Source organism: Alphaproteobacteria bacterium (genome assembly GCA_024244705.1).
In the GTDB taxonomy this organism is placed as follows: Bacteria; Pseudomonadota; Alphaproteobacteria; order JAAEOK01; family JAAEOK01; genus JAAEOK01.
The window spans coordinates 68459-85143 of the sequence record JAAEOK010000098.1 but is presented as its reverse complement, the minus strand read 5'-3'; the positions used below and the strand labels follow the sequence as shown (position 1 = coordinate 85143).

The 16685-nt window shown below is 62.9% G+C and carries 18 protein-coding genes and 2 tRNA genes; 8 read left to right on the top strand and 12 right to left on the bottom strand.

Features of this window, described 5'->3' with window-relative positions:
* The first annotated feature begins 15 nt into the window (after window positions 1–15).
* From GY791_18405 to GY791_18395, 3 genes are all read left to right on the top strand, one after another.
* A complete protein-coding gene (locus GY791_18405) occupies window positions 16–387 on the top strand; it encodes a TIGR02300 family protein (protein MCP4330399.1) in 372 nt (123 codons plus the stop codon).
* A gap of 109 nt (window positions 388–496) precedes the next feature.
* A tRNA-Ala gene (locus tag GY791_18400) sits at window positions 497–572 on the top strand.
* A gap of 195 nt (window positions 573–767) precedes the next feature.
* Window positions 768–1646 carry an EamA family transporter gene (locus GY791_18395; GenBank protein ID MCP4330398.1) on the top strand — a complete coding sequence of 293 codons (879 nt, stop codon included), beginning with the start codon at window positions 768–770 and terminating at the stop codon, window positions 1644–1646.
* Between the two features lie 47 nt (window positions 1647–1693).
* Here the strand turns inward: GY791_18395 and GY791_18390 are convergent, their stop codons facing one another.
* Window positions 1694–3457, bottom strand: a complete 1764-nt coding sequence (locus GY791_18390) for a tetratricopeptide repeat protein (GenBank protein ID MCP4330397.1) — start codon at window positions 3455–3457, stop codon at window positions 1694–1696.
* 230 nt (window positions 3458–3687) lie between these two features.
* Here GY791_18390 and GY791_18385 point away from each other — a divergent pair, with 230 nt between their 5' ends.
* Both GY791_18385 and GY791_18380 read left to right on the top strand, forming a co-directional pair.
* On the top strand, window positions 3688–4512 hold the full coding sequence (locus GY791_18385; GenBank protein ID MCP4330396.1) for a carbon-nitrogen hydrolase: 825 nt from the start codon (window positions 3688–3690) through the stop codon (window positions 4510–4512).
* Window positions 4513–4880: 368 nt separating this feature from the next.
* Window positions 4881–5387, top strand: a complete 507-nt coding sequence (locus GY791_18380) for an EF-hand domain-containing protein (GenBank protein MCP4330395.1) — start codon at window positions 4881–4883, stop codon at window positions 5385–5387.
* A 238-nt stretch (window positions 5388–5625) separates the two neighbouring features.
* Here the strand turns inward: GY791_18380 and GY791_18375 are convergent, their stop codons facing one another.
* On the bottom strand, window positions 5626–6408 hold the full coding sequence (locus tag GY791_18375; protein MCP4330394.1) for an OmpA family protein: 783 nt from the start codon (window positions 6406–6408) through the stop codon (window positions 5626–5628).
* A gap of 449 nt (window positions 6409–6857) precedes the next feature.
* Here GY791_18375 and GY791_18370 point away from each other — a divergent pair, with 449 nt between their 5' ends.
* On the top strand, window positions 6858–7340 hold the full coding sequence (locus GY791_18370; protein MCP4330393.1) for an Hsp20 family protein: 483 nt from the start codon (window positions 6858–6860) through the stop codon (window positions 7338–7340).
* Window positions 7341–7342: 2 nt separating this feature from the next.
* The gene (locus GY791_18365; GenBank protein MCP4330392.1) at window positions 7343–7567 is read left to right on the top strand and encodes a DUF1150 family protein; all 225 of its coding nucleotides are present in this window, start codon (window positions 7343–7345) and stop codon (window positions 7565–7567) included.
* Window positions 7568–7728: 161 nt separating this feature from the next.
* Here the strand turns inward: GY791_18365 and ptsN are convergent, their stop codons facing one another.
* The 9 genes from ptsN to GY791_18320 all read right to left on the bottom strand — a co-directional run bounded on the left by ptsN (window position 7729) and on the right by GY791_18320 (window position 14610).
* On the bottom strand, window positions 7729–8193 hold the full coding sequence (gene ptsN / locus GY791_18360) for a PTS IIA-like nitrogen regulatory protein PtsN (protein ID MCP4330391.1): 465 nt from the start codon (window positions 8191–8193) through the stop codon (window positions 7729–7731).
* Window positions 8194–8202: 9 nt separating this feature from the next.
* Window positions 8203–8802, bottom strand: a complete 600-nt coding sequence (gene raiA, locus GY791_18355; GenBank protein ID MCP4330390.1) for a ribosome-associated translation inhibitor RaiA — start codon at window positions 8800–8802, stop codon at window positions 8203–8205.
* Window positions 8803–8928: 126 nt separating this feature from the next.
* Window positions 8929–10362: an RNA polymerase factor sigma-54 gene (gene rpoN / locus GY791_18350; protein MCP4330389.1), complete on the bottom strand. Its 1434-nt coding sequence runs from the start codon at window positions 10360–10362 to the stop codon at window positions 8929–8931.
* A complete protein-coding gene (gene lptB, locus GY791_18345; protein ID MCP4330388.1) occupies window positions 10362–11252 on the bottom strand; it encodes an LPS export ABC transporter ATP-binding protein in 891 nt (296 codons plus the stop codon). The genes rpoN and lptB overlap by 1 nt, the downstream gene beginning before the upstream one ends.
* Entirely contained in the window at window positions 11227–12060 is an 834-nt protein-coding gene (locus GY791_18340; protein MCP4330387.1) for a hypothetical protein, read from the bottom strand. Before GY791_18340 ends, lptB begins: the two co-directional genes overlap by 26 nt.
* Window positions 12057–12740 carry an LPS export ABC transporter periplasmic protein LptC gene (locus GY791_18335; GenBank protein MCP4330386.1) on the bottom strand — a complete coding sequence of 228 codons (684 nt, stop codon included), beginning with the start codon at window positions 12738–12740 and terminating at the stop codon, window positions 12057–12059. Before GY791_18335 ends, GY791_18340 begins: the two co-directional genes overlap by 4 nt.
* Window positions 12737–13708 (bottom strand): KpsF/GutQ family sugar-phosphate isomerase, encoded by a 972-nt coding sequence (locus GY791_18330; protein MCP4330385.1) that lies wholly within the window; start codon window positions 13706–13708, stop codon window positions 12737–12739. The genes GY791_18335 and GY791_18330 overlap by 4 nt, the downstream gene beginning before the upstream one ends.
* Window positions 13709–13895: 187 nt before the next feature.
* Window positions 13896–14507, bottom strand: coding sequence for a ribonuclease D (locus GY791_18325; protein MCP4330384.1), 612 nt, complete (start codon window positions 14505–14507; stop codon window positions 13896–13898).
* Window positions 14508–14523: 16 nt separating this feature from the next.
* Window positions 14524–14610, bottom strand: a tRNA-Leu gene (locus GY791_18320).
* A gap of 160 nt (window positions 14611–14770) precedes the next feature.
* Here GY791_18320 and GY791_18315 point away from each other — a divergent pair.
* Window positions 14771–15778 carry a complex I NDUFA9 subunit family protein gene (locus tag GY791_18315; protein MCP4330383.1) on the top strand — a complete coding sequence of 336 codons (1008 nt, stop codon included), beginning with the start codon at window positions 14771–14773 and terminating at the stop codon, window positions 15776–15778.
* Here the strand turns inward: GY791_18315 and GY791_18310 are convergent.
* On the bottom strand, window positions 15756–16589 hold the full coding sequence (locus GY791_18310; protein MCP4330382.1) for an undecaprenyl-diphosphate phosphatase: 834 nt from the start codon (window positions 16587–16589) through the stop codon (window positions 15756–15758). The genes GY791_18315 and GY791_18310 overlap by 23 nt on opposite strands.
* Window positions 16590–16685: the final 96 nt, after the last annotated feature.

Sequence of the window (16685 nt, the reverse complement as noted above, 5' to 3'; positions counted from 1 at the left end):
TTCGGAGGGATCACGGTGGCAAAAGCCGAATGGGGTGCCAAGCGAATCTGTCTCAGCTGTGGCGCACGGTTTTACGACATGCGCGCGAATCCAATCACCTGCCCGAAATGCGGATCGGAGCATGCCGCCGACGATTTCGTTACCCGCCGGCGCACTACCCGTCCGGCCCCGGTCGAAGTCAAGCCTGTCGAGGAGGCCAAGAAACCGGACAAAGACCCGGACGAGGACGAACCTGTCGTCGAAGACGATGACGACGATGACGAGGAGCTTTCCGAAGTCGAGGACGATTCGGACGATGACGTGATCGAGGATACCTCCGACCTCGGCGAGGATGACGACGACATGGCCGAAGTGCTCGAGCACACCGAGGCCGAAGACAAGGAGTAGCGTGCCCCGCCCGGCGTCACCGCCGATGCGTTTTTCCCTTGCGCGGCGCTCGCGTTTCACTATTTTCTCGGCACTTCGGCGCCATTGCGCCGCACCCATCCCATCGGTCGGGGCCGTAGCTCAGTTGGGAGAGCGCTACAATGGCATTGTAGAGGTCAGGGGTTCGATTCCCCTCGGCTCCACCATCCTGCTTCGCGACCCTCGGTCGAAACAACGTCGGCGTCCGTTCGCGACGCCGGTCATCATCAACGATAAGTGGATTGCCCTTGCCCGGCGAATCGGCGCGCCAACGCCGGTGGTGACACCCGCGCCGGGCCATGATTACGTGGCGGTCCCCGTCGCAATGATTGCCGACCCGGATACAGGGAACCGCAAACACGATGAAGCCCAACCTCGTCGTTCAAGCCTTCTTATTCGGTCTCCTGGCGGCTTTTTTCTGGGGCACGCATAGCGTCATCGTCCGCTATCTCACCGGCGACTTGCCCGGCATCACGATCGCCGTTCTGCGACTCTATATCGCCGCCTTCGTGCTGTATCTCATCATGAGGGCCTACAAGCGCCCAGTTTCGATCGATTTCACCGACCGGAATTTCCTGATCACGACCTTCGGCGCCACCACCAACTACATTTTCTTTCATATCGGCTTGGAGCACACCAGCGCATCCAATGCGATGATGCTCGAGAACACGGCTCCGTTCTTCGTTTTGGTTTTCTTGTTCGTGGTCGTGAAAGAGCGCATTGGAAGAACGGAGGTGGTCGCCACAATGATCGCCCTGCTCGGCGTGTACCTTACTGTCAGGCACGACATTTCCGTCGGAGGTGAAGGGATCGAGGGCGACATCCTCGAGGTCGCCGCCGGCCTTACCTGGGCCATTTTCCTGATGGGAAGCAGCAAGGCCTTGAGCACGACCGTGAGCACCATCGAGCGGATCAGTTTCCTCTTCAACGTGTTTATTTTGTCCGCGGTCGTGCTGACGCCGTTGGTGTTCTTCTATCCGTTCGACGCGACCACAGATGACATCTTGCTGCTCGTATTGCTGGGCGTGTTTCCGACCGCCGCCGCCTACTATCTGTGGTATGAGGCGGCGGCCCGGGTGTCGACCGTTTCGGCGACGCTTCTGTTCACCCTCTCCATCGTATTCACCTTCGTCAACGCCCACATCTTCCTCGGCGAGCCCCTGACCTCCAACATGATCATCGGCGCCGTCTTGATCGTCGCCGGCGTGATCCTGTCGAAACTGGGCGGACGGAAAACCTGAAACCGGACGCCGCGCTTACGGTCATCGCGGCTATGGGCCGCCGCAGCTCACGCCGGTAGTCCCGCCTCCGTCAGCGCGTCGCCAAAGGGCCCGGCAAGGGATGGGTCAATGTCGAACGACGCGAAATAGCCGCTGATCGTAAATCCCGGTTCCAATTCGAGGACCCGCGTCACGGCCGCCGTGGCGGCGTCGTGCCGCCCGAGCTTGGCGTGCGTCCCCGCCAGCAACATATACGCCGCGCTGAAATAGGGGTTCGACTGGACGGTCTTGCCCGCCGCCTCCGCCGCGGCCTCGAAATCCCCCCGCATGAAACGGCCATAAGTAATCGACAGCCAAGGGGCGAAGTTCATCGGATCGACCGGGCTTAAACGGAGCGCACGTTCGGCCCATTCGATGGCCTGGTCCGCATCGCCGTCGAAGACGGTCACGACGCTGCCCAAGTTGTAGGTGAGCGCGCAGGACGGGCTGACCGCCAACGCCGCCTCGAAGGCTTGGCGCGCGGCCTTGCGATCGTGCGCGACCAAACCGAGGGAAAATCCGCCGAGCGACAGCTCGATGGCGTCGTCGCGTCCGTGGCCGATCGCCGCGTGGGCGTGGCGGATCGCTCCGACGCGGTTCTCCTCACGCCCGCCGCCGCGCGCATAAACGATCTCATGGCCCCAGGCGGCGAAACCATGGGCGAGCGCGTAGTCGGGTTCGATCTCGAGCGCCTGCTCGAGCAGCGGCAGCCCCTTTGCCGCGTTCTCGGGCATGGCCGGATAGATATGCGGGAGCGCGCGGAGCACGAGGTCGTAGGCATCGAGATTGTCGGGCCGCTTGCGCTTGACACGCTCGATCTCGGCTTGGCGGAGGCTGGGCTCGAGGACGGCGACGACGCTCATCGTCAGTTCGTCCTGGATCGCGAAGACGTCGTCGAGCGAGCGCTCGTAGCGTTCCGCCCAGACGTGGCTGCCGGTCTCCGCCTCGATGAGCTGGCCGGTGACGCGCACGTGGTTCGATGCCTTGCGAACGCTTCCCTCGAGAATATAGCGCACGCCGAGCTCGCGTCCGGCCCGCTTCACGTCCACGGCTTTGTCCTTGTAGGTGAAGGTCGAATTGCGTGCGATGACGAACAGCCATTTGATGCGTGCGAGGCCGGTAATGATGTCTTCGACCATGCCGTCGGCGAAATAATCCTGTTCCGGGTCGCCGCTCATATTGGTGAACGGCAGGACGGCGATGGACGGCTTGTCGGGCTGTTTGAGCGGGCCTGTCGCCGCGGCGGGCGTGGCAGTCGCTTCGCCGGTGTCCGCGCCACCATCGAGAACAAGCCCATAGACCCGGACCGGTTGGTCGATGTTCTTGACTTTCTGCTCTCCCAGGTCCGCGAATTCCACGGCGACCTTCCCTCTGACGTGGTCGAACACGGTTCCCGAAACGCAAATACCGCCGGGCTCGGCAAGTGCTTCCAGCCGGGCGGCCACGTTGACGCCGTCGCCGTAAATATCGGTGCCTTCGACGATGATGTCGCCCAAGTTGACCCCGATTCGAAGCCGGAGCCGCTGTTCGTCGGGCAGATCGGTCTCGCGGCCGATCATCTTCTCTTGGATGTCGACTGCGCACTGCACGGCTTCGACGACGCTGGGAAATTCGGCCAGGAGCCCGTCACCCATGAGCTTGACGGTGCGTCCCTTACGCGCCGTGATATTCGGTTGCACGAGGTCTTTCCGCAGCGATTTCAAACGCTCGAGCGTTCCCCTCTCGTCGGCGCCCATGAGGCGGCTATAACCGACGACGTCGGCGGCAAGAATGGCAGCCAATCGGCGCTGCATGCCCAGTCTCCTTCGGCGGCGAGAGTAGCGGGGCCGGATAGTGAAATCCATCTCTGTGGAGACGGGGCGGAAGGCCCCTTTTGGTATCCGTCGTGAAGTGAATTGGCGCGTCGAGGCAGTCTCATGACGAAGGAACACGTCGCCATGGTTCGACGTTATGCCGCGCTGCATCCCTCGCCCGTCGATGGCCCGTGACCAGGGCCGCAATCTGGCACTATGCTGAACGGGTCATGCGAGTCGCGCTCTATCAAACTACGCCCAACCGCGGCTCCGTCGCCGACGGCCTCGATCGACTGGCAGCGGCGGCCGGGCAGGCGGCGGCCGAGGGCGCCGATATCCTGATTACGCCGGAGATGTTTCTCTCCGGCTACAACATCGGCGCCGAGGCGGTGCGGGCGCGGGCCGAGGCGGCGGACGGGCCGGCGGCGCGGGCGGCCGCCGAAATCGCTCGGACCAACAAGATCGGGTTGCTCTACGGCTATCCGGAACTGACCACGGACGGCGCGGTTTATAACGCGATTCAACTGATCGGCGCCGACGGCGACATGGTGAGCGACTATCGCAAGACCCATCTGTTCGGCGCCGTCGACCGGGCGATGTTCTCGGCCGGCACGGCGCTTGCCCGACCGGTGATCTATGGCGGCTGGCGGCTGGCGGTGGCGATTTGCTACGACATCGAGTTTCCCGAGCTGGCACGCGCCCTGGCGCTCGCCGGCGCGGAGGCGATCTTGGTTCCGACCGCCAACATGGCGCCGTTCGTCTCGATCGCGACTCGGGTGGTGCCGTCCCGCGCCGAGGAGAACGAGGTGTTCGTCGCCTACGCCAATTATGTCGGCACCGAGGGCGAATTCGACTATGTCGGCTTGAGCTGCATCGCCGGCCCCGACGGCGCGGACCTCGCCCGCGCCGGGGTGGCCGAAGAAATGATCTTCGCCGACTTCGATCGTGCCCATTTCGAGTCTGTGCGGCAGGTGTCGACCCACCTTGGCGACCGCCGGCCGGATCTCTATGCGACAAGCGATTCCCAACTCACCGATCCCGGGGACGGCGCATGACAGAATCGGCCGACGAGGCCCTCGGCCCGGTCACGATTTTCGGGCCGGACTTCCCCTTCGCTTTCGATGACTGGATCAACCACCGCGCCGGGCTCGGCCGGATCCCGGCGGAACGCCACGGCGAACCGGAAACGTTCGACATGGTGAGCGGATTGCGGGCCGGAGGTTCGGGTTAACCGTCTCATACGCGATCGCGCCCATCCGGTGCGGTCCGACGATGGGGCGGTCCAAAAAAGAACACAGGAAACTTACCACATTGTCTTAACATTTCTTAACAAATTGGTGGTGTAATCCACGGGTAGAGTGCAAACCCATGGGCTCTCATGTGCAACGCCGCGAAATATAACACCGACGAAAGTCTAAAACGCGTGCCCGCATTGCGGTTCGGCCGGTCGCCGCGCGGCCCCGCCGAAGTGATCGTGCTCTATCCCGAGCGGCGAATTCCAGTACCCGCAGCACCCGCCGCAGCGCCTTACCTGCGACCGCAGTGGCGCCGTTCGATCGGCATCATGGCAATCGGGCTTGCCGCCTGCGCGGCCTTCGCGTCGTTGGCGCTGGCCGACGACATTGCCGCGACGGATCGGACCTCGTCGGCGTTCGCAAGTGTCGACCGCAATCGTGACGGTCGCATCGATCTCACCGAAATTCGTCTGTCCGCTTTTCAGATGTTTGCTGCGTTGGACCAGGACCGCGACAATGTCCTGTCGCTTGATGAGCTCGGCGCTGACGGGCGATCGGATTTTCGGGCGGCGGACGCGGATCGTAACAACGGTCTTTCACTCGACGAATTTCTCGACGCCCACGTCGTCGGCTATCGGCGCGCCGCCGGGGCGCAGACGAGCGGCTTCGGCCTTGACGGTCTAACCGACTGGTAGACGTACCGGGTTGACGCCGGGCGCGGCTCCGCCCTCTTCAAGAAATCGTTTGATGTGTGACGAGATCCGGCAGGGTCTCGAGTTCCAGGCGCTCTAGGTGCTTGTGGTTTAGCATCGGGCGTCCCGGCCCTCGTTCGCCGCCCGCTCCCCGATGACGGTCCGTCCAGAAGGTCCCGCACAAAAAGAAACGGCGCCGGAGGACCGGCGCCGTTCCCTTTATGCTTGGATGGTTAAGGTGCTATTGCAGCCTCATTTCCACCCGGCGGTTCTCCTGCTCACGGACGTTCGGTCCGGTGGGCACCCGCGGATCCGCTTCACCGCGCCAGTCGATGAAGATCCGGTAGGAACCGAGGCCGCCATTGATCAGGTAATCGCGTACCGAAACCGCACGCCGTTCTGACAGGCCGAGATTGTACTGCGGCGAGCCTGACGTATCGGTGTAACCGGTGGCGAAGACCTTCGAGCCTTCCATGCCGCCAGCAGCCCGCAGAACCTCGTTGAGGACCTGTGCGGCGTCCGGCCGGATGGCAGACGAATCCCAGTCAAAGTAAGCGATGAAGTTGGACGCCATCGGCGGACCTGCCGGGGCGAGCGCCGCTTCAACGGCTGCCATCGCGTCGAGGAAGCGCTTCTTACACTCTTCCGCGATGCCGCTCTGACGATTGCAGACGGCATAAACCCAACAATCGAACGCCGCTTGGGCCTTGGCCATGTCGGCCGGGGCCTTGTCGGCGCCGCCCGCCGCAGCCGCGGCGGTCAAACGCTTGTAGCCGTCAACGATTTCCGGATCGTCGACCGCGACCGAAGCGGGGTCAATCGGGTCAACTCTCTGGCCGCTGCCAGCGGTTGCCGATCGCTTGTTGAACATGAGCGCGCCGACATTGCTGGCGGGCTCGCCGCTGGCATGCTCGGTACGGGCAACCCACATATACTCCTTATGCAGGGCCTTATCGAAAGCCGAGCCAGAAGTGGCCATGCTTTCGGTCGCATCCAGCTGATCACTAATATAGGTATTGCCCAACGGGAACACATTCCCGCTACAGGCTGCGAGGGCTGCAAGCAATGCTCCCGCCACAAAAGTGCGTACGATTCTCATGATCCGTACCTTCCCCTCCTTATGAAACTCAAATCCGTCACGCAGTCCCAACCAATCTGTGTTTCTGCCGTCCCGTCGTGGCGGGCACTCGCAACCTCATACAAATACCGAAGGCTACGATCAATTCCTAATCCAGCCGCCTATTTCCTTGTCACGGATGACAATTGCGGCACTATCATGCGGTATATCACCCGTGCCGTCAAATAGGGAAATAGGCACATTCAACTCAGTGCTAAAGCCATCATTTCTGTCCGTCAACTTGAATGACGGATTCGATGCCCCATATTTTATCGTGTGTTGCTTTTTTGTAACACCTGCCGAGGGCGCCAATTCTGGGCCGTTGGCGGGGACTCGCTCATTGAGAGGAGTGCGCCATGTCTCGCGTATCGATGTTCAACAGCCCGCTTTTGCTGGGTTTCGACCAGTTCGAAGAGGTCCTGGACCGCTTGGCCAAGGCGCCAGCTGACGGTTATCCTCCTTATAATATTGAACAAATTGGCGATACCGGCCTGCGCATCACATTGGCTGTCGCGGGCTTCGGTCAGGACGATTTGGTGGTCCAGCTCGAAAACAACCAACTCATCGTCAGCGGTCGCCTCGGCGAAGACAAGGACCGCCTCTATCTGCACCGCGGAATCGCCACCCGCCAATTCAAGCGCACTTTTGTCCTGGCGGAAGGCATAGATATCATCGATGCCAGTCTCGACAGCGGATTGCTGAACATCGACCTTCGCCGGCCGGATCCGAAAAGCCGGGTCAAGAATATCGCCATTCGCAATGCAAATTCCGGCGGCGGCGATGGCACCCCGGGGCGGACGATCGAGGTCGAGACCGACGAGCGCAGCGCGGAGTCATGATCATGAAGACATCCAGCCACAGTCCCGGCCGCCACCATCTGTCGCCCGAGAAATTTGCCGTGCTCGGGCTCAATCAATTGGCCTACGTCAAGCCGATAACCGTCGACGGTCGTTTGGTCTTTGCCATTCATGGCGCGGACGGTTCCGAACTCGCCGTCTTCGAAGACCGTGAGACCGCTTTCGTGGCCGCCAGGCGGAACGATTTCGAGGCCGTCAGCGTCCACTGATCGGTGGCCGGGGTCATCATCATCGGGTGACGATCAACCGCCGGCAAGCCGGCCGGTCAATGGTTGGTGAGGCGTCGTCCGGGCGACCGGTCGGGAACGTCTTGCGCGCGCCCTCGAGCCCGGTGAGGCGGTTCCGCTTGAAGTTGAGAATGCGGTCGAGGTCAGGCCGCTTCGCTGGCGGCGGTCTCCGTCAGCAGCGCGTAAATCCCGTCGGTGGATTCGGATTCGCGTAATTTCTTGCACGCGTTCTGGTCGCGCAGCAGTCGCGATACTTGGGCCAGCGCCTTCAGATGATCGGCGCCCGCGGTCTCGGGGGCCAACAGAAGAAAAATCAAATCCACCGGTTGTTCATCGATGGCATCGAACCCGACCGGCGACTCGAGGCGGGCGAAAAAGCCATGCAATCTGTCAAGGGTCGACAATTTGCCGTGCGGGATGGCGACGCCGTGCCCGACCCCCGTCGTGCCCAATCGTTCGCGCTCGAGAAGGATGTCGAAGACCGTTCGTTCGTCGAGGTCGAGGTGCTTCGCAGCGAAACGGGCCAATTCTTGCAGAGTCTGTTTCTTGCTGCTGGCCCTGAGCGCCGGGAGAACCCGAGCCGGGCTGACAAGCTCACCAATGTTCATGTTGCGACCTTAAATATTTTTCGTTTTTTCACGATTGCCTCGTGGATCGACCCAGCCGATATTTCCGTCCTGTCGCCGGTAGAGCATGTTCAATCCGCCATGGGCGACGTTGCGAAACATCATCGCCGCCAATTCGGCCAAATCCATCATCATGACCGCCTCGCCGACCGTCACGGTGGCGATCTGGGTCGAGGATTCGGCGATCACCATTGGGCTCGCTTCGTCGCCCGTCGGCTCGCCATCGTCTTCGTCGTGGTTGGCGGCCAGGACATATTGCTGGGCCATCTGAGTGTCGACCTGCGGGCCGCGATTGCGATGATGGTCCCGCAACCGACCCTTGTAGCGCCGCAACCGCTTGCCGATCCGGTCCGACGCCCCATCGAAAGCGGAATAGGCATCCGCCGATTCGCCGTGGCCCTGGACGATGATGCCGCGGCCAACATGGACCGAGATGTCGGAGCGTATCTGATGGGCGACGCGCGAGAATACCACATGGGCCTCGATGGCGTTGTCGAAGTACTTTGTGACAGTGGTGGCAAGCCCTTGCTCGACGTGGGATTTCAACGCTCCTCCAACGTCCATTTGCTTGCCCGAAACCGAAAGGTGCATGGGTATCTGTGTCCTTGCCCAGGGCCGCCTATACCGAATCTGCGGGGGGCCGGGCATCCGCAAGGCGCGGAACATACGCATGCCGTATGACCGAGTCAACACTGGCCGGACGATCGATTTGCATGGCTATCGTGGGCCCGTTCGCTTTCGCCTGCGGCGTACCGCGGAAGGCTCGAGACCCAGGATTTTGCGGTATTTGGCCACTGTCCTGCGGGCGATAGCGATGCCTTCGCGATCGAGGATTTCGGCGATTCTCGCATCCGACAGGGCCGATGCCGGATCCTCGTTGGCGACCAGTTCGGCAATACGGTGGCGCACTGCCTTGCCCGATACCGCTTCACCACCGTCGGATCGCGCGATCGAGGACGAAAAAAAGTATTTGAGTTCGAAGACGCCGCCCGGCGTCGCCATGTACTTGTTGTTCGCCGCCCGGCTGACGGTGCTCTCGTGAAGGTCGATCGCGGCGGCGACATCGCGCAGCACCATCGGGCGCAATTCCACCACGCCGCCGGCGAGAAATCGCTGTTGCCGGACGACGATCTCGCTCGCCACCTTCAGAATCGTTTCGGCCCGTTGATTGAGCGCCTTGATCAGCCAGTTGGCCGACGAAAAGCATTCGGCGATGTAGCTCTTTTCCGGCCGCCCCCGACTGCGCGATATCTCGGTGCGGTAAGCGTTATTGATAATCAGGCGCGGCAAGGTGTCGGAATTCAATTCGACCCGCCATTCGCCATTCCCGGTCCGGGTGACGAACACGTCGGGTACGATGGTGGTGGTGACTTCGGTATCGAACGCCAGGCCCGGCTTGGGATCGAGGGCGAGGATTTCTGCGATCATGCCGTCGAGTTCATCATCGTCGACCTCGCAGATTCTTTTCAGGGCCGCTCGGTCTTGCCGGGCCAAAACGTCGATGTTGCCGATCAAGCGGCCCATCGCCGCATCGAGGCGGCCGCGCTCCTCCAGTTGCAGTGCCAGACATTCCGCCAGATCGCGGGCGAAGACACCAGGCGGGTCGAAACGCTGAACCCGTTCGAGGACCGTCGCGACGCGAGCCTCTTCGCACTGAAGCTGGACGGCGGCATCGCGCGGAGACGTCCTCAGGTAGCCGGCGTCGTCCAGGTTGCCGATCAGGAAGCCGCCGATAGCGTGATCGACCGGATCGCGCGTCGCTTCGTGGAGCTGCTGGGTGAGGTGCTCTTGCAGGGTGGGATCGCCGGAACGGATACCGCTGCCGCGGCCTTCCGCCTCGCCGGATTCGGCCGCCGGCTTGCGGACCGACGATCCGAACAGCGCCGTCACATAATTTGGCCGTCCCGAACCCGTGGCTGCGGTCCCCGGTGGCGGCGATCGATCGCCGCCACCCGGACCCTGGGCAACGGCGCCCGAGGCGCCGAAATCCGCTTCCGCCCATTCGAGGAGCGGATTGCGTTCGATTTCCTCGGCGATCGCGGAGGTCAGTTCGAGCGTCGAGAGTTGCAGCATTGCAATCGCCTGACGCATCTGCGGCGACACCACAGGCGAGACGGTCTGCTGCGGTACGAGCTGTGTCTTTATCGCCATCACAGTCGAAAGCGGTGGCCGAGAAAAACCCGGCGCACGTCTTCGTTCGAGACGATGTCCCCGGGGACACCGGCAGCGAGAACCGCACCATTGTGGATTATATAGGCGCGGTCGACCATGGTCAGCATCTCGCGGACATTATGATCGGTCACCAGGACGCCGATACCGCGATCGCGGAGCTGGAGAATGAGATCCTTCAGCTCGCCTATGGCGATCGGATCGATGCCGGTGAGCGGCTCGTCGAGGAGCAGGATATTCGGCCGCGTCGTCAAAGCGCGGGCGATTTCCACCCTGCGCCGCTCACCGCCCGACAGCGCTATTGCGGCGGCATGGCGGACGCGCGATATGCCGAACTCTTCCAGAAGCTCATCGGCGATCGTTTGGCGTGCCTCGCGGTCCGGTTCCGTAACCTCGAGCAATGCCAACAGGTTCTCTTCGACGGAGAGGCCGCGAAACACGGATGATTCCTGGGGTAGATAGCCGAGACCCATGCGGGCGCGGCGGTAGAGGGGCAGATCGGTGACGTCGATGCCGTCGAGCACAATGGTTCCGCGATTGGCTGGAATGAGGCCCGTGAGCAGGTAGAACGTGGTCGTCTTGCCGGCGCCGTTGGGGCCGAGGAGCCCGACAATCTCGCCGCGGCCAATGCTGATGTCGACATCGCGCACGATTTCGAGGCGCTTGATCGTCTTGCTCAGACCGGTCGCCACCAAACCGGTGTTGTCGGCGACAAGCCGAGGTTGCGTTATGGTCGAATCGCCCGCGCCGACGTCGTCGACAGGTGCCGAAGGAGCCGCACCGGCGGCGTCGGGCGAGTCCTCCGGCGGTCGCTTTCGCCGGGGGAAACGCGGCAGCCGCCGAGGCTTAGTCGTCGGTTTTGAAGAGTCCATGCACCCGCTTCGATCCGCCGCCTGTTATTCTGCCGATCTTGGCGTCCAGATCATATTCGCCGTAATCGCCATTGAGCTGACTGTCGCCGCTCGTGATTCGTACCGAGCCGAAAAGCTGCGCCATATCGGCGTCCGCATCGTATAGCACCTTGTCGGCGCGGAGCACGTCGTCGTCAGAGACGAATTTGACGTTGCCGAAAGCCTCCGAGCGCTTGAGGTCCGATCTTTCTCCGCCGTCCGGTTTGGCTGGCGCAACCTCACCGTCGCCCCGGTAATGGGCGGTCACGATATCCGCCCACAGCGTGCGGTCTTCATCCACGATCTTTGCGTTGCCGCGGGCGACGGCCATGTCTTTGGTTTCCCAATATTCGATCGTTTCGCTGGCGGTCAGCGTCGTATCCTCGCTGACCACCGTCGGTGGGTTCTTGGTTCCGGTAACGACCAGAACCTCGCTGTCCGATTCGTAGGCGGCATCGTCGCCGCTGACGGTCCCGTCGTCCGAGACCACCTTGACGTCGCCATGCATTTCGTAGCGCCAGACTTCGGATCCGCCGCCCGGTTTGTCGCGGTAGTGCAGGATCAACCGATCGGCGTAGATGGTCATGTCGTTGCGGCGAACCCGGGCGTTGCCTTTGGCGACGTACGCCTTGCTGTCGCGTAGCCATTCGATCGATCCGTCGGCGGTAAGATCGATGACATCCTCGCCCAGCGATGCCTGCTGTGCCGCCGCCGGCGCCAACTCGATGGCCGCGATCGCGATCGCCGCGACAACATACGTGCGCCAATTTCTCTGCCGGCGCATGCTCATTGCGAGTCTTCGTGGTCGGGGTAGATTACGATCTTGGCCGGCCCCTTGAGGAGAATGCGATCGCCGTCGGAGAGGATCCGAAAGCCGCCTTGGGCATCGAATTCGCCGAATTCGCCGTGTCCATGCGTCGGCTGATCGCTATTCGCTTCGCTGTTCTCCAGGCTGAATACGGCAGCGCTGGTATTCATCTCATAGCCCTCGTCATGAAACATGTTGACGTTGTCCTGCATGAGAAGGGCTTTCCGTTCCTTGAGATAGTGCCCGCGATCGGCCATGACGGCCAACCACGATCCGTTCTCGAGCTCGAAATCCGCCGACGGGCGCAGCAACTCGATCTCCTCGATATCGGGATCGTATTTGATTGCGGTGTCAGCGGTGAAGGTAAAAGGCCGGTCTTCGTTGTCCACGCCGCGGATGCTCATCCTGAGCACTTGGTAGTCGTCGGTGGCGGCGTTGATCGCGGCCGGAATGAACCCGGCGAAGCTTGCCATGCGATCGCGAAAGCCGGGCCACATGAACGCCGTCGCCAGCATCGCCACGGCGATCAACGGCAAGACGATCTTGCAGAACCGGACGACATAGCTGTGGCTCCGACTGAAATGCGATGGCGCCGCGCGCGCCGTGAGGTGGCGCAAGCGCTGCGGCGGTTTCTTATCGCCGATTTCGCTCGCCGCGGTCACGCGACCCCCGCCCGCAGGCAGTCGTGAATATGAAGGATCCCCACCGGCCGCTGTCCGTCGACGACGAACAGCGAAGTAATGCGCCGCGCGTTCATAAGGCCGAGAGCCTCGCTCGCGAGCGCACTCGACCGAATAGTCAGCGGGGACCGCGTCATGATGTCGGCCGCGTTCATGGCGAGAAGGTTCCCGCTCATATGCCGCCGAAGGTCGCCGTCGGTGATGATCCCGACGAGTTCGCCCGATGGGTCGAGGACACCGACGCAGCCGAACCGTTTCTGCGTCATTTGAATCAATGCTTCCGCCATCACGGTATCGTCGGCGGTGAGCGGGAGCTCGTCACCGGCGTGCATCAGATCGGCAACCTGCATTAGGCGGCGCGACAACCGGCCGCCCGGATGGAAAATCTGGAAGTCGGATTCGGTGAATCCGCGACGCTTGATCAAAGTGACCGCGATCGCGTCGCCGAGCGCCAGCATCATGGTGGTCGAGGTTGTCGGGGCCAGCCCCATCGGACAAGCCTCTTCGGCGGGCGGCAGAATGAGCGCGACATCCGCGGCCTTCGCCAGGGTGCTGTCGGCGTCGCCGGAAATGGCGATGACGGGGATGGCGAATCGTTTGGCGTAGTCGAGCAAATCGCTCAATTCCTCGGTTTCGCCGGAATTGGACAGGGCGATCAGGGCATCATTGGCGGTGACCATGCCGAGGTCGCCATGGCTCGCCTCGCCGGGATGGACGAATGCGGCCGGGGTGCCGACCGAGGCCAGAGTCGCGGCGATCTTGCGGGCGACGAGCCCGCTCTTGCCCATCCCGGAGACGATAACCCGTCCGGTTACGGCGACCAGTATGTCGATCGTCGATGCGAAGCTCTCATCGAGCGCGGCGGCCAAGGCGTTCAGGCCGTCGGCCTCGAGCCCGAGCGCTTCCCGCGCCGCTGCGATATCCTCGCTGATGTGGCCGTTCTTCGGCATGACCCGCCGCCTTCCCAAACCCAGCCGAAGCTCGTCGCACCCCCGCCGCCCGGTGCCCGCTCGGTGTTGGGCGCCCCATACGGCGCCGTAAAGCACCGAAAGGCAATGATAAATCGTGCTGCAGTATGACTCTGGCGGGGCCTTTTGGTCAACGCAATGCGGCGTTTCGATCAGCCAAATCGGCCGCCTAGTGGGCGAATATATCCTCATCGGGCCAGCCCGCCAGATCGAGCGCCGCGCGCGCCGGCACGAATGCGAAACAGCGGGCCGCCAGTTCGGATCGCCCCTCGCGCGCCAGCGCCGCGTCCAGCCGCGCCTTGAGGGCGTGCAGGTGAAGAACGTCCGACGCGGCGTAGCCGATCTGTTCGTCGGTCAAATCGGCGGCGCCCCAATCCGACGATTGCTGCTGCTTCGACAGCTCGACACCGAGTAGGTCGCGACAAAGGTCCTTCAATCCGTGACGGTCGGTGAAGGTTCGGCACAGTTTCGAAGCGATCTTGGTGCAGTAGACCGGCGCGCAATCGACGTCCAAATAACGCTTGAGAACGGCAACATCGAAGCGCGCATAGTGAAACAGCTTCAATCGGTCGGGGTCGCCCAGAATCGCCCGTAATCGCGGGGCCTGATACGCGTCATCCTGGAGTTGAACGAGGTGGGCGCTGCCGTCGCCCGCCGAAAGCTGAACCAGGCACAGGCGGTCACGATGCGGGTGCAGGCCCATCGTTTCGGTGTCGACGGCGACAACCGGGCCCAGTTCGACCGTCGCGGGCAGGTCTCCCCTGTGAAGCTCGATGGTCACGGCGCTATCGCACACATGGTGCCCAGGAGAAGACTCGAACTTCCACGGGGTTGCCCCCACAGGTACCTGAAACCTGCGCGTCTACCAATTCCGCCACCTGGGCATTTGATCCGATCTGGAACGGGCCGATTCGGTACAGAGGGGCGCCGATATTGTCAACGGCGTTTTCGCGCTGGCCGGCCGCGCCGCACGCGTATAATACTTAAGGTCGATGGGTGCATACGTCTGCGCCCGCGCACCTGGGTAAGCGTGGCAGACAGGAAATGACGATACGGCGAGCGACGGTTTTTGGCGGGTCCGGGTTTATCGGACGTTACGTCGTCGAGCGCTTGGCCGATGCCGGCGTCGTCGTTCGAATCGCCGTTCGTCATCCGAACGAGGCCGCCTTACTCAAACCGGCCGGAAATGTCGGGCAAATCGTGCCGCTGCGGGCGCCGGTGACCGATCCGGACGCCGTCGCGGCGGCGGTTGAAGGTGCCGATTGGGTAATCAATCTGGTCGGTATCCTTTACCAGCGCGGCGCGCGGACCTTCGCCGCCATCCACCATGACGGCGCGCGCAATGTGGCCGCGGCGGCCGCCGCGGCGGGCGTCGACCGGCTGGTCCATGTCTCGGCGCTCGGCGCCGATGCGAAATCGCCGTCCGAATATGCGCGTTCGAAGGCGGCCGGCGAGGCTGCCGTACACGAGGCGCTGCCCTCGGCGACGGTCTTGAGGCCGAGCGTGGTGTTCGGTGCCGAGGACGATTTCATCAACCGGTTTGCCGGCATGGCGCGCCTATCGTGGCTGCTGCCGGTTGTCGGCGCGGCGCCCGAGCTGCCGTTTGGCCGCCGCTCTGTGACCGGCCGCGATTTCTGTCGCGACGGCGGGCCAAAGTTCCAGCCGGTCTATGTCGGTGACGTCGCCGATGCGGTCGTTCGCGCCCTCGAGCCGGGGCAAGGTCGGGGCCGGACCTTCGAACTCGGCGGCCCGGAAGTCCTCAGCATGAAGGCGATTCTCGAGTTGATCCTGCGCCGGACCAACCGACGGCGCTGGCTGGTGCCGCTGCCGTTCGCCATCGCGCGGTTGCAGGCGGCGTTCCTCGAATATCTCCCGGTACCGCCGTTGACCCGCGACCAAGTCGCGATGCTCGAACGCGACAATGTGGTGGCCGAAGGCGCAGACACGCTGGCCGATCTCGGGCTCCGGGCAACGCCGATCGAAGCCGTGATCGACAGCTATATGGACCGTTACCGTGCCGGCGGACGCTTCAGCCGCCCGCGATCGGCGTGAACGGCTGCGCGTCGTAGACATAAACCCAGATCAGCAGTATCACGCCGAGGACGACGCGATAGACGACGAATGGTGTAAACGTCAGCCGGCGCAGCCAAGCCATCATCGCGGCGATGGCCAGCAGCGCCGCCACGAACGCCAGCAGCGCGGCGACCGCAGCCTGTACCGTTAGGGTCGGGTCGCCGGCGCGATAAAGGTCGAGGCCCGACAGGGTGCCGGCGGCAATGATCACTGGGATCGACATCAAAAGGGAGAGGCGCGCCGCGTCGGTGCGTTCAAAGCCGAGCAACCGCGCGGCGGTCATGGTGATGCCGGAACGACTGGTCCCCGGGATCAGGGCCAAGGCCTGGGACAGTCCGACCACCACGGCATATCCAAAGGTGAGGTGGTCGAGACGACGGAGGGTCATGGCCCGGCGGTCGGCGATGTAGAGCAGGATGCCGAACCCGATCGTCGCCCAGGCGATGACCTCGACGCCACGGAACAGGGTCGGCGCGAATTCGTGAACCAAATACCCGGCGATGACGACTGGCACCGTCGCGATCGCCAGTTTTCCGACCAGGCTTGCCTCGATTGTCGGCCGGCCGGCCGCGAGTAGAGCCAAGCCCTTGGCCATCGCCCACAGGTCGCGCCAGAAATAGACGATGACGGCGCCGAGGGTCCCGACATGGACCGCGACATCCAAAACCAGGCCCTGATCGGTCCAGCCGGTCACCGCCGGCACCAGGATCAAGTGGGCCGATGAGCTTATGGGAAGAAATTCGGTAATGCCCTGGATCAGGGCCACGATCACGATATGAAGCAGTGTCACGTGTTCCCCTGCCGGCGACGACCGCGCGCAGTGGCGGTGGCGCGCTTATACCATCCGAGTCACCGCGCCTCCAGATGAGATATTAGGTCCAAATTG

Coding starts and splice junctions, on each gene's coding strand:
- GY791_18390 (MCP4330397.1), bottom strand. CDS start 3,457: ATGCAGCGCCGATTGGCTGCCATTCTTGCCGCCGACGTCGTCGGTTAT.
- GY791_18395 (MCP4330398.1), top strand. CDS start 768: ATGAAGCCCAACCTCGTCGTTCAAGCCTTCTTATTCGGTCTCCTGGCG.
- GY791_18365 (MCP4330392.1), top strand. CDS start 7,343: ATGAAGACATCCAGCCACAGTCCCGGCCGCCACCATCTGTCGCCCGAG.
- GY791_18315 (MCP4330383.1), top strand. CDS start 14,771: ATGACGATACGGCGAGCGACGGTTTTTGGCGGGTCCGGGTTTATCGGA.
- GY791_18385 (MCP4330396.1), top strand. CDS start 3,688: ATGCGAGTCGCGCTCTATCAAACTACGCCCAACCGCGGCTCCGTCGCC.
- GY791_18370 (MCP4330393.1), top strand. CDS start 6,858: ATGTCTCGCGTATCGATGTTCAACAGCCCGCTTTTGCTGGGTTTCGAC.
- GY791_18340 (MCP4330387.1), bottom strand. CDS start 12,060: ATGAGCATGCGCCGGCAGAGAAATTGGCGCACGTATGTTGTCGCGGCG.
- raiA (MCP4330390.1), bottom strand. CDS start 8,802: ATGCACCTTTCGGTTTCGGGCAAGCAAATGGACGTTGGAGGAGCGTTG.
- ptsN (MCP4330391.1), bottom strand. CDS start 8,193: ATGAACATTGGTGAGCTTGTCAGCCCGGCTCGGGTTCTCCCGGCGCTC.
- lptB (MCP4330388.1), bottom strand. CDS start 11,252: ATGGACTCTTCAAAACCGACGACTAAGCCTCGGCGGCTGCCGCGTTTC.
- rpoN (MCP4330389.1), bottom strand. CDS start 10,362: ATGGCGATAAAGACACAGCTCGTACCGCAGCAGACCGTCTCGCCTGTG.
- GY791_18330 (MCP4330385.1), bottom strand. CDS start 13,708: ATGCCGAAGAACGGCCACATCAGCGAGGATATCGCAGCGGCGCGGGAA.